This is a genomic window from Bacteroides sp. M10, assembly GCF_014334015.1.
Classification (GTDB): Bacteria; Bacteroidota; Bacteroidia; order Bacteroidales; family Bacteroidaceae; genus Bacteroides; species Bacteroides intestinigallinarum.
In genome coordinates this window covers 3,855,157-3,868,206 of sequence record NZ_CP060488.1, presented here as the reverse complement: position 1 = coordinate 3,868,206, position 13,050 = coordinate 3,855,157, and the positions used below count along the sequence as shown (strand labels likewise).

10 protein-coding genes are annotated in these 13,050 nt (G+C 41.0%); 7 read left to right on the top strand and 3 right to left on the bottom strand.

Annotation, left to right across the window (positions count from 1 at the left end; translation table 11 throughout):
* Window positions 1-11: 11 nt before the first annotated feature.
* The gene (locus tag H8796_RS13760) at window positions 12-2,447 is read left to right on the top strand and encodes a DUF3160 domain-containing protein (protein WP_117931979.1); all 2,436 of its coding nucleotides are present in this window, start codon (window positions 12-14) and stop codon (window positions 2,445-2,447) included.
* Window positions 2,441-3,367: a CapA family protein gene (locus H8796_RS13755; RefSeq protein WP_117931977.1), complete on the top strand. Its 927-nt coding sequence runs from the start codon at window positions 2,441-2,443 to the stop codon at window positions 3,365-3,367. Before H8796_RS13760 ends, H8796_RS13755 begins: the two co-directional genes overlap by 7 nt.
* 1 nt (window position 3,368) lies before the next feature.
* Here H8796_RS13755 and H8796_RS13750 read toward each other — a convergent pair whose 3' ends face one another.
* A complete protein-coding gene (locus H8796_RS13750; RefSeq protein ID WP_117931975.1) occupies window positions 3,369-4,055 on the bottom strand; it encodes a TrkA family potassium uptake protein in 687 nt (228 codons plus the stop codon).
* 4 nt (window positions 4,056-4,059) lie between these two features.
* Window positions 4,060-5,889 carry a TrkH family potassium uptake protein gene (locus H8796_RS13745; protein ID WP_009000750.1) on the bottom strand — a complete coding sequence of 610 codons (1,830 nt, stop codon included), beginning with the start codon at window positions 5,887-5,889 and terminating at the stop codon, window positions 4,060-4,062.
* Between the two features lie 132 nt (window positions 5,890-6,021).
* On the opposite strand from H8796_RS13745, the gene H8796_RS13740 reads away from it, so the two are divergent.
* On the top strand, window positions 6,022-7,392 hold the full coding sequence (locus H8796_RS13740) for a TrpB-like pyridoxal phosphate-dependent enzyme (protein WP_004325359.1): 1,371 nt from the start codon (window positions 6,022-6,024) through the stop codon (window positions 7,390-7,392).
* Window positions 7,393-7,527: 135 nt separating this feature from the next.
* Here H8796_RS13740 and H8796_RS13735 read toward each other — a convergent pair whose 3' ends face one another.
* Window positions 7,528-8,673 carry a helix-turn-helix domain-containing protein gene (locus tag H8796_RS13735; protein WP_117931973.1) on the bottom strand — a complete coding sequence of 382 codons (1,146 nt, stop codon included), beginning with the start codon at window positions 8,671-8,673 and terminating at the stop codon, window positions 7,528-7,530.
* A 210-nt stretch (window positions 8,674-8,883) separates the two neighbouring features.
* Between H8796_RS13735 and H8796_RS13730 the strand changes: the two genes are divergently transcribed.
* From H8796_RS13730 to H8796_RS13715, 4 genes are read left to right on the top strand one after another with little or no spacing between them, the layout of a single operon-like run.
* Window positions 8,884-9,624 (top strand): anti-sigma factor antagonist, encoded by a 741-nt coding sequence (locus tag H8796_RS13730; protein ID WP_229096084.1) that lies wholly within the window; start codon window positions 8,884-8,886, stop codon window positions 9,622-9,624.
* 11 nt (window positions 9,625-9,635) lie between these two features.
* On the top strand, window positions 9,636-10,586 hold the full coding sequence (locus H8796_RS13725; RefSeq protein ID WP_117931969.1) for an ABC transporter substrate-binding protein: 951 nt from the start codon (window positions 9,636-9,638) through the stop codon (window positions 10,584-10,586).
* Between the two features lie 13 nt (window positions 10,587-10,599).
* Complete coding sequence (locus tag H8796_RS13720; RefSeq protein WP_117931967.1) at window positions 10,600-12,537, top strand: SpoIIE family protein phosphatase; 1,938 nt, start codon at window positions 10,600-10,602, stop codon at window positions 12,535-12,537.
* A 12-nt stretch (window positions 12,538-12,549) separates the two neighbouring features.
* Window positions 12,550-12,957 carry an ATP-binding protein gene (locus tag H8796_RS13715; protein ID WP_004325354.1) on the top strand — a complete coding sequence of 136 codons (408 nt, stop codon included), beginning with the start codon at window positions 12,550-12,552 and terminating at the stop codon, window positions 12,955-12,957.
* The last annotated feature ends 93 nt before the right edge of the window (window positions 12,958-13,050 follow it).

Here is a 13,050-nt window from a genome sequence, read left to right as displayed (position 1 = left end):
TAATGAAAAACATGAGACGACTATTATTACTGTCCTGTACACTAATTCTTATTCTCTGCGGATGCAAGAACAAGAACAAAAACACCTCAACGGCATCGGCACAAGATACTGTTATGACTGCCACCTCATTATTGACCGATACTGTTCTACCTCAATCTATTGATTTGAAGCAGGATATCAGTCGTTACTCTTTTCAGGAGTTACGTTTATTACGTAGTTATCCATACGCTATACATGGTTATCATTTTATGGAAGCGGACATCAATGCTTTCTTCTCGGCCAATACGAAATGGTATAATGATCTTGTCTGGAAGTTATGGGATGAATCGGAGGCAGACGGAGAGAATAAATTTCCGGAAAACTATGATGAAGTCAAACTGACGGCTGAAGAGAAGGCTTTCGTAGAACGCATCGATGCTCGTATGGCAGAAATGCGTCAGCAACAGTTTACTCAACGAGACTCTTATTATTTAGGAAATGCAAATAATATAGTCAACCTGTTCCAATTCAAAGATATAGACAAGGCATTACTAGCCAAGTTGCAACAGAACAACTTTGTCATTACAGAGGGAAGTAACTTACAGTTGTTTCATGCTTACGAAGAAAATGATTATCGCCAAGTACCCAATTTCATCACCACTGACTTATATTTACAGGCATTTCACATGTATTTCTCTTATGTACTGAAAAGTCTGGAGAAACAACACATTATTCCTACTTTGGAAAGACTATGTCTATCACTCAACGCAACTTGCATAAGCATCTCCCGCCAGACAGAAGACGAATCTCTGAAAGATATGGCAGAATATGCCGCTACTTTTTATGCTATCCCTTATTATTTGCTGACAAAGGAAACGCCCAGCCTCCCTGCTAAGTATCAAAAAGCATATCAACAGGAAATAGAACATATTAATGCACAAGAAGATGATTTCTCGGAGTTTCTTTCATACAAAGATGCATACTTCCCATACAGTCTTTTCAAACCACGCGGACATTATACCCGTGAACCCCAATTACAGGCATACTTTCAGGCTATGATGTGGCTTCAAACTGCCTGTTTTTGCAGAGAACAACAAGAACAACTCAAACAAGCAATCTTTCAGGCTACCGTACTATCTACTTATAAGGATATGACCAGGACACCACTAATGGAACTATACCAACGCGTCTATACACCACTTACTTTCCTGATGGGTGAGACTGATAATCTTTCTCTTCTCGATATTGCACAGATTCTGAAGAAAAATAAAGCAGAATATACTGAAGATGCATTGACTCCGGTTCAAATAGAAAAGGTGAATCAAGCGCTCATTGAACTGGCAAAAAGCAAGAACAGGATCAAACCTAAAATAGAAATCTCCTGCCGGGACAAAATCAACTTTATGCCACAAAGATATCTGGCAGATAATGAAGTACTTCAGGAATTGGTAGATGTCACCCCAAACAGCAAACGTGCTTATCCGAAAGGATTGGATGTCTTTGCCGCTTTCGGAGTAAACTCCGCCGAGACTTTACTGACTGATTTTTACAAAGAAGCGGGCAACTGGAACCAGTATACCGGAGAATTACAAAAACTGAAAGATAAATTCAAAGCTTCCCAGCCTGCACAAGTATCTGTCTACGAATTATGGATGAAAAGTCTGTTCACCATGCAGAAAACGGATAAGAACCAGCCGGGATTTATGCAAACACCCGAATGGGGATACAAGAACCTGAATACAGCTCTGGCATCTTGGGCTGAATTGAAGCATGACGCGATCCTTTACGGAGAACAGCCCATGGCTGCAGAATGTGGAGGTGCCGGACCTCCTGATCCGATCGTAGTGGGATATGTAGAACCGAATCTTCCTTTCTGGAAGAAAATGTCAGGGATTCTGCAAGCCACCCAACTGGTTCTGCAACAAAGCAATTGCCTGACGGATGACTTGAAAGGAAAAACAGAGCAGTTGCAGGACTATGTCAGCTTTCTGATTCAAGTAACAGAAAAGGAACTGCGGGGAGAAAAACTGACCGAACAGGAATATCGCACTCTTGAGTATATGGGAAGTAGTATAGAATATTTCACTCTGTCTGTGCTCGATCCTGATTTACATCTGGATAACTGGTCATTAGTGCAAGGTCCGGACAAGTCGATAGCTGTAGTGGCTGATATTTATACCCGCAACGTGAGGGGATGTGATAAGAATGGAGTACTGCATGTGGCAACAGGAAATGCCAACAATATCTATGTGGTAGTAGAAATAGAGGGCAATCTCTATCTTACCCGTGGTGCCACATTTAGTTACTACGAGTTTGTCCAGCCACTGGATACCCGGCTCACGGACGAAGAGTGGCAGAAAATGCTGGAAGAAAAGAAAGCACCTGCCGTCCCGGAATGGATGAAAAATATCCTGCTGGAGAAAGAACCTAAAGTAGATGACAGAGTTTTTTATAGTTCAGGATGCTAATATCCTTTTCCCGAATTAACCGGATTATAGGTAGTATAGGTCTGTTATTGCTTACTGCCTGCCAGCACCCGTCAGAAGAATGTCTCTCTATCGCTTTCACCGGAGATGTTCTTCTGGACAGAGGGGTACGCCAACAAATTCAACGGGGAGGTGTCGAAGATTTATTTGCGTCGGTAGCTCCTCTCTTTCATCAAATGGACGCTACGGTAATCAACCTGGAATGTCCCGTCACTTCGGTTCGTTCGCCGCTACACAAGAAATATATCTTTCGCGCGGAACCGAGATGGATGGAAGAATTGGTTAAAGCCGGCATCAGTCATGCGGCTTTAGCGAATAATCATACTATGGATCAGGGACGAAGCGGATTGACAGATACTTATCAGCATCTCTTATCGGCAGGAATCACTCCGATAGGATATGGTAATACTTCTTCCGAGAGTTGCCAACCCGTAGTGATAAAGAAAGGAAAAATTAAAGTAGCACTCTTCAATTCAGTTACACTTCCTTTGGAGAATTGGGTATATTTAGAAAATGATCCCGGTATTTGCCAGCAAACCACGGAAGAAATAGAAGAGGAAATCAAGAACTTCAAACAAGAGAATCCCGAAAGTTATGTGGTCGTTATTCTCCATTGGGGAATTGAGTACCAATCCTCTCCTACTCTAAACCAAAGAAAGGGAGCACACCGACTCGTTCGTGCAGGTGCGGATGTTATCATCGGACATCATCCGCACATCATTCAGAAAGAGGAATATTTCAATGGTAAGCCTATCTTTTATAGTCTGGGCAACTTTGTATTCGACCAACGAAAACCGGAAACATCACAAAGCCAGATTGTGCAGCTTGATTTCACATCTACGACATGCAAAGTTAAAGTGCATCCTGTAACGATCCATCAATGCAAACCGGAAATGCAATAAATTAAATAGCTTTCCAAAAAGCTTGGAAATCTCGGTATCTGCCGTAACAAACCAGTTCATCTCCTTCTTCCACTTTCTCATTCCCCGGTAATTCATTCTTCACATGAAGTTCAGTCAGAGAAATACCCAGGCAATTGGTTATCTTATTTGCCCGTTTCAAGCCTATCATTTTTAAATGAAACTCTTCATCCAGATTTAACTCATTCACAAAATACCCTACAAATTTCTTCGGAACCGTGAACTTCACAACATAATAATCCTGATCGATGCGGAACCCTTCCATGTTTGTGCCGAAGTCGAGCAGTTGCACCAAACTACGGGCTGCGTCTTCTTCCGGAGTCAGGATTCTTTCAAGATCAAAGGCCTCAAGCACCGCTTTATGCACGGCATCAATAGCACGGGCAAAGATGCGGGGAACCTTTTTCTGCTTCAACAAAGCAACAACACGTATCGATGCACCAAAATTCTCACCAATCGCTACAATTACTATATCCACACTATTTAATGGCAACACAGATAATGATTGTTCGTCAGTGGCATCAATGACAAAAGCCGTAGCAACCTTATCTTTAATTGAATCTACACGACTTTCACTAATATCCGCACCAATAATCTCGTGTCCTAACGCAGACAATTCCTCGGCCAACACATGACCGTAATTTCCTAAACCGATAATAATATACTTCATATCTTTAGTTTATTATAATGTTATCACTCGGATAACGGTATTTTGTATTCTTTTTCTGTTTGACAATTCCCAACATCAATGTTATCAATCCCACACGTCCGATAAACATCAACAAGGATACCAACAACTTACTGGCATCACACAAATGAGGAGTCAGATTCAAACTGGATCCCACAGTACTAAGTGCAGAGACACATTCGAAAGTCAATGCCATGATGGAAACACCCGGTTCGAGTATGCTCAATGTGAAAATAAAAATGAATAGCACTCCCAATGACATGACTACTGTTGCATTGGAACGCCGGATTGAATCGTAAGACAATTCTCTGCCGAACACTTCTACCCGTTCAGTACCACGCAATACGGCTACAAGATTCAGAACCACGACCGCAAAAGCATTCACTTTCACACCACCTGCCGTAGACTGTGAACCACCACCAATCCACATCAAGAATAGATAAACCAATAAAGTCTGCACGCTCAACGATGCCAGATCAACACTACTGAAACCGGCTGTTCGCGGACAAGTGGCGTTAAAGAAGGCTTGAGTCCATTTGTCTGCCAAAGGCATACCGGCAAAAGAAGCATTCCACTCAAAAGCAGCAATAGCTAATGTACCGATTAATAAAAGCAGGAAAGTCATGATTAACACAATCTTCGTATTCAGGTTATAAAGATGCTGCATTTTGTGACGATCCAGTTTGCGTGTACGGACCAATTTCCAGAAACGACGCAGGTGATATAATACAATATCCTTGAAATTGACAAGAATGGGGAAGCCGATACCACCGAAGATTATCAGCAAAGAAACAGAAATAAACAGTCCATTATGATTGGTCATCACCATCGGATTCCCTAAATTACCGGAAAGTGTAGAAAAACCCGCATTACAAAAAGCTGATATAGCATGGAAAGCAGCAAAACCTAACTCGCCTTCCAAAGTCATTCCCAGCGTACCGTGAATACTAAACCAAATCGAAACCATGCCAATCCCTTCAATGACTAAGGTAAATCCCAATATATATAATAAGGTGGACAGTAATGAACCTAACGAATTGGAACTAACCATATCACGTACAACAAGCTGATTGTAAATGGAGGTGTTTCCCATGAAGAACATGGCAAAGAAACTGGTTAATGTCATCACTCCTAATCCTCCAATCTGAATCAATAGAATAATGACAACTAATCCGGAAGTGGTGAATGTAGTGGATACATCTACCGGAACCAAACCTGTAACGCATACGGCACTGGTAGCCGTAAATAAAGAGTCTACCCAGGTAATACCATTCACCGTGCAGCGCGGAAGCATCAGCAAACCTGCTCCAATCAGGATAATAGCCATAAAACTGACTGCCAATATCAAAGAAGGATTGGTACGCCGTCCCAACAGGCGCACCAGCCCATTGGACAAGTTGAGGAAAGAAAGGACTAGTAATAACAGGAGATGATAAAACTTCCCATGCAGGAATTCCCAAATCTGCAAAATAGCTCCTTCTTCTTCCGGACGGTGAAAAATGACGGGTACTAGAGTAAGATATAATAACCCGCTTAATATCCAGGCTAATCGCCGGTATTGTTTTTTAGTATTCCGGTATTCCAGTGAAATATGTAAAGTAACATCAATCAGAAAGATAATCCAGACAGTTTTATACAATGTCTGCAAATTAGCCACTTCATCTATGGATAAGGGAAAGCCGTGTTCATATACTACTCCGACAATCAACAACAGAGATGCCAGATAGGTGAGTGCTTCTACCAGTCCTAACAGGATACGTACATAGGGTTTTAGCAGTTTATTCTGATACAATAAAAACTTATGATAAATCTTCATATCATCTTTTTTAACAGGGTCGTGCAAACTTAAGTAAAATAACAATTAGAACCGATTCTTTGTTGACAAAATTTTCTGAATATTAAAAATTTGAGTACTTTTGGCAACAAGAAACTAAAAAACTACAATATTATGAGTGAAAAAAGAAAACGGTATATTTTACCCGAAGAAGAAATTCCACACTACTGGTACAACATTCAGGCTGATATGGTAAACAAACCTATGCCTCCGTTGCATCCGGGAACCAAACAACCACTGAAAGCGGAAGACTTGTATCCGATTTTCGCAAAGGAACTGTGTCATCAGGAACTGAATCAGACCGATGCATGGATCGAAATACCGGAAGAAGTGCGCGAAATGTATAAGTACTATCGCAGTACTCCGCTGGTTCGTGCTTATGGATTGGAAAAAGCACTCGGTACTCCGGCTCATATCTATTTTAAGAATGAAAGTGTCAGCCCTATCGGTTCACATAAGTTGAACTCTGCATTGGCACAGGCTTATTATTGCAAAGAAGAAGGAGTTACCAACATCACCACTGAAACCGGTGCCGGACAATGGGGAGCTGCTCTTTCTTATGCAGCTAAGGTTTTCGGTTTGGAAGCAGCAGTTTATCAGGTAAAGATCAGCTATGAACAAAAGCCATACCGCCGCAGCATCATGCAGACTTTCGGAGCACAGGTGACCCCTTCTCCATCGATGTCTACCCGCGCCGGTAAGGATATTCTGACTAAACACCCTACTTACCAGGGTTCATTGGGAACAGCCATTTCTGAAGCTATCGAACTGGCACAAATGACTCCCAACTGCAAATATACGCTCGGTTCTGTACTTAGCCATGTTACTCTTCACCAGACTATTATCGGACTGGAAGCCGAAAAACAAATGGAAATGGCAGGCGAATACCCGGATATCGTAATCGGTTGTTTCGGAGGTGGTTCCAACTTCGGAGGTATCTCTTTCCCATTCATGCGTCACACGATACAGGAAGGAAAAAAGACTCGTTTCGTTGCTGCCGAACCTGCATCTTGTCCGAAACTGACACGTGGTAAGTTCCAGTATGACTTCGGTGATGAAGCCGGATATACTCCGTTGCTACCGATGTTTACTTTAGGACACAATTTTGCTCCGGCCCATATCCATGCCGGCGGTCTTCGCTATCATGGTGCAGGTGTCATCGTTTCACAGTTGCTCAAGGACAATCTGATGGAAGCAGTAGATATACAGCAATTGGAATCTTTCGAAGCAGGTTGTCTGTTTGCACAGTCTGAAGGTATTATTCCGGCTCCTGAATCCAGCCACGCTATTGCAGCAGCTATCCGCGAAGCTAACAAATGCAAGGAGACAGGAGAAGAAAAAGTGATTCTGTTCAACCTTTCCGGACATGGACTGATTGATATGACTTCTTATGATAAGTATTTGGCCGGTGACTTGGTAAACTATTCATTGACTGATGATGATATTCAGAAGAATTTAGACGAAATAGGAGATTTAGCTAAATAATAAATTACCTGCCAGTTTCAAGTTTCACCACAGATTACATAAAAGAAACATCGATTCTGCATTGATAATCTTTGAATTACAATCAAATCCGTGCTAATTCTATGATCTGTGGTGATTCTTTTCCCACACCCCTTATTAATTTTCTCTATTGAGCATCTCCATATATTCACTGGGAGACATTTTTTCCACACTCGCAAAATAACGGTAAAAACTGGAGCGGGAGGTAAAGCCGCTCAAAAACATTAATTCTTTTACAGTGAGATTCTTTTGCAAACGTGCCTGTTCTTTAAAGTATTGCAGACGATGGAAATTAATATAATCTCTAAAACCGGAAAAGCCATCATAATGAAGAGCCTTATTGAGCCTGTTTTCATTCGTATTCAAATCATTCAGAAATTCCTGCAAGGAATATTGAGGATTAGTAAACGATTTATTATGTTTCATGAGACTTTGCATCTGATTGGATAGTTCCAGAACGACAGGCGAAACCTCAATTTCCCGGATGGCTTCTATTTCTTTCATCTCCAGTTCTTCTACGGGTTGGGGAGGTAAAGAAAGCGGGTTCTCGTTGCGCAAATACAGTATATTTAAAAAAAGGACGGGAAGGATTACAATATAGCCGAATACGTTAAAACATAATCCACTAGTGCCCAGCATCAGCCAAATATAGCCGGACATGATGATAGCAAAACACATCATATAAATCGACATTGCCTGACTCTGTTTACGCCGGACGGGAATCCATCGTCTCATATATGGAAAAAGGAAATTTACGGAAGGAGTAATTACACTGATTACAAACAGCATCAGCCTTACCCGTACATCCTGTTCACCAATATTCTCCCGAATGGAGGCAAAAGATTTTAGAGTAGTATAGTGACCGTTGAAAAACTCATAGCAACAAGCTATACATGTAATCAGCAAAATAGGGATACATAAACTGACGACTCTTGAAAAAGTCATCCATCCCGGCTTCAATGAAGCTATAGGAAAAATAGAAAAGAACTGAAAAAAGACAATCACCCGTACAATATGCCATATCGAAAGATGATTCATCGGAACTTCAGTAAAACGCGGAATCGTCTCCTCACCTCCTCTACTGAAAATCCACATCCATTCCAGATTATCACACAAAAGAAGAAGGGACAGAGTGATAGCCAATACTCCCCATGCTTTTGTCAGTCCATTATTATCTGAAGAACGTGAATAAACAAGTATTCCCAATACCAAGCCCACAATATCCAACAACAATTCAATGCAGAGAACAATTACGTTTACCATGTTTTTTTGTTTTGAGCGACAAAAGTAGTCTTTTCGCAAAAAGAACGGGAGCATCCCACTCGTAAAAAGCGTCCCAATATAGGGATATTTGCTAAAATGGGAACCATTTGAGGGTAATATATTTCAGACTTTTCACCTTTACTAATACTTTTGTGGCAGCATTCACCCCAAACAAGAATAAATTATAATATGACGCGCTACTTAAAGAATATGGAAAAGGAAATCACTATCGAAAATCAGGTAGAGGAAATTGCAATAATTGCCCAATTCATCGAAGAATTAGGCATGTCATTACATTTACCTTCCGGCATAACAATGAGTCTCAATCTGGCTATTGAAGAAGCAATAAGCAATATTATCCATCACGGTTATCCTCAAAATCAAAAAGGTGAAATTACATTGAGAACTTCCGTGGCCCCCGGCCTACTGATTGCCCAGATTATTGACGATGGTATTTCATTCGATCCTACAAAATCTGAAAATGAAGCATCAGGAAATGCACTATCTTTGGAACAGCAACTGACACAAGGTTTGGGCCTCTTCCTAATTCGCCGAACAATGGATAAAGTAGAATATCATTCGACGGACAGCCAAAACGAGCTAATCCTGACTAAAAATATAGAAATGGATTTCAAACCGGAAGCAACTCTTAAAACGAATTTATGTAAAATAGAGGAAGTAATCATACTCACTGTTGAAGGACGATTAGATACTGCCAATACTAATGAATTCAATGCTCTCATCCAACCTTTATTAAGTGTTCAAAATCCTAATATAATAATCAATTGCGAAGGATTGCTATATATCAGCAGTTCCGGTTTAAGAAGCCTGATAACCCTCCAAAAAAGTGTAAAACAACACAATGGACAACTTGTTTTGGAAGCTATGCGTGCGGAAATACGGAAAATATTCGATATGACAGGCTGTTCCGGCCTTTTTATCATTCGTTAATCCCATTGATAATGAGAAAAGCATCTATTATTTGCAGTATCTTGCTATCTCTGTTCTTTCTGACAGAACCGGTGAATGCACAATCCATTAATCTCACACCCAAATGGACGGCACAAGCACAATTTGCAGGCTATTACGTAGCCGACAAACTGGGATTCTACAAGGAAGAGGGACTTGACGTACATGTGGTACATCCTTCGCTTTCGGCAAGCTCTTTTTCTTTTCTGCAGAAAGGGTATTCGCAAGCGGTAGTTATGAACCTATCGTATGCCTTGACTGAATATTTTGCAGGTGCACAGGTAGTTAATATCTTGCAAACCTCACAGGAAAACAGTCTGATGCTTGTCAGTCGTTCGCCACTCAAGGGTATTTCATCTTTGCAACATAAGAAAATAGGGGTATGGAATCATCTTAGTCAAGAACTACTGGATCAAATAGCCAACAAATATCAACTCCAGGTGGAATGGATACGTTTCAATGGAGGAGTCAACATTTTCCTATCGAAAGCTGTAGATATTTGTCTCGTAGGAAGTTACAATGAGTTTCTACAACTGATTGAAGCCGGTGTAAAGACTGATTCAATTCATATCATGCATTTCTCGGATTATGGATACAATCTGCCAGAAGATGGGCTTTATGTTACCAGAGAATTCTATCAGAAATATCCTCAAGCAGTACAGAAACTAGCCTGTGCCAGCATACGTGGCTGGGAATGGGCAAACGAACACCGCGAACAAACATTGGACATTATAATGGAACAAGTGCATCAACACAACATAGGAACCAACCGGTATCACCAACGTAAAATGTTGGATGAGGTACTAAGGTTACAAACAAACAAGAAGAGCGGGCAACGTCCCTATCGGCTAAGCCGGGAAGAGTTTGATCTGGCAACAAGTATTTTGCTGCCGGATCAAACACAAACTTCCAATGATATCCGTTATGAAAATTTTGTAAAATAATAGACACTCATTCATGAAATACACATTCTCCCGTTCTTTTGCAACCCGGCTAAGTATCTACGTACTATCTTTTACGTCGATTATTTTTGCTACTATCATGGCGCTATTTTATTATTATAGCCAACAGAAAGTAACGGACTTTGCTATCGAACGCACTCATGGATTATTAAGCAACATTGCAACAGAAATCAGCGGTCAGCTACTGTCTGTTGAGACGACTGTAAACCAATCTGTCTGGGTCTTGGAAAAAAATATTAATCACCCGGACTCTTTACACAATATTATTGAATCTGTTGTAAGAAACAATCAGTTCATCGTTGGAAGTGGCATAGCTTTCGTTCCCAACTATTACAAAGAAAAAGGGAAATATTTCATGCCCTATGCTTCTTTTAAGGATGAAATAAATGGAGAAATAACCTATCAGGTATTAGGTAGCCAGAATTATGACTATCCATGCATGGACTGGTATCTCATCCCCCAACTACTTAAACAACCTTACTGGAGTGAACCTTATTATGATGACGGAGGGGGAAATTTCATCATGAGTACTTATGCCAAACCGCTGTTTGACAGCGATGGGAAATTAGTCGCAGTCTTTACAGCCAATATATCTCTGACGCAATTCACTGATACAATTAGCTTGCTGAAGCCATATCCTTCCAGCTACACCTATTTAATCAGTCGCAACGGAAGTTTCCTGACTCACATGGACAGGAATAAGATCATGAACGAAACGATATTCTCCGAAGCTTTTGCCAAAGAGAATCTTGCACAGGAACAGATCGGACATGAAATGCTGGCAGGACATACCGGAACCATGCGTTTCGATAACAAAGGAGTAGATTCGTATGCATTTTACACAACTATTCCCCAGATTGGATGGTCAGTATGTACCGTTTGTCCAAGCCAGATTATTCTTCAGGAACTAGACAGTACATCCCGAACAATCATCTATACTTTTATAGTGGGGATGATAGCCTTATTCCTGATTGTGTACAGCATCATCCGACGCCTTGTCCGCCCACTGGAGAAATTCTCCGAGTCAGCCCGCGAAATTGCGACCGGACGATTTGATGTTACCATACCAGAAGTGTATTCCAACGATGAAATCAGGGATCTATATGATTCGCTTATCTTCATGCAGCACTCTTTATCTACTTACGTAGTTGAACTAAAAGACACGACTGCCAGCAAAGAACGGATTGAAAGTGAGCTTTCTATAGCCCGGGAAATACAAATGGGAATGCTTCCCAAGATATTCCCTCCCTACCCCGAACGCAGTGATGTAGATTTGCACGCCATACTTCACCCTGCGAAAGAAGTAGGCGGAGATCTTTATGACTTCTATATGGATGGTAACCGCCTCTACTTCCTAATCGGCGATGTATCAGGAAAAGGCGTACCCGCTTCTCTGTTTATGGCAATCACCCGCAGTCTGTTCCGCACTTTATCTCAGCAGGTGCTTTCACCGGCCAAGATTGTGACGGATATGAACAATTCGATTTCTGATAATAATGAATCCAACATGTTTGTTACACTTATTGTCGGAATCCTTGATTTGGAAACGGGGAAACTGAAACTGTGTAATGCCGGACATAATCCTCCCATACTGATTTGTCCGGACGGACAGGTTTCTTTCCTGGAATTCAAGACCCAGATATTTGTTGGCGTCATTGAAGAATTTGCCTATACCGAAGATGAAACGACATTGGAAAAAGGAAGTAAACTGTTCCTTTACACCGATGGAGTGACAGAAGCTGAAAATACAGAGAAAGAGCTATATGGAGACGAGAAATTATTGGAAACATTGTCTGATAATACCACGTCTGACGTACGTACCACTGTAAATGGTATAGTGGACTCTATAGCAGAGCATGTCAAGGAAGCCGAAGCCAGCGATGACTTGACTATTTTACTTATTCAATATGAACCCGGGACAACAAACAATTAAGCACATATCATTATGGAAAGAGAAATTAAGATCTCAAACGATTTAAATGAAATTTCAGTTTTAGCCAGTTTCATCGAAGAACTGGGAGAGGAACTTTCTTTGTCATTTGAAACGACAATGAATATCAATCTGGCATTGGAAGAGGCCGTAGCCAATATTATTATGTACGCCTATCCAACTCAAGAGCAACACACCATCCTATTAAGAGTAACTTACAGCGAAAAACAACTTGTTTTCCTATTAACGGACAAGGGAGCCTCTTTTGATCCGACACAAGTAGATGAAGTAGATGTTACACTTTCTTTGGAGGAACGTCCAATCGGAGGTCTGGGAATATTCCTCATACGAAGCATTATGAACGAAATATCTTACCAACGTATCGACAATGAGAATCACCTCATTATGAAAAAAGACATTTGACGCGGGGCGGAAAGATTGTATAGTTTTCCAGCCAATTCATGGGGTATATCAAAGATTTCACTATCTTTGATGCCATTATTAATCTTATGAACT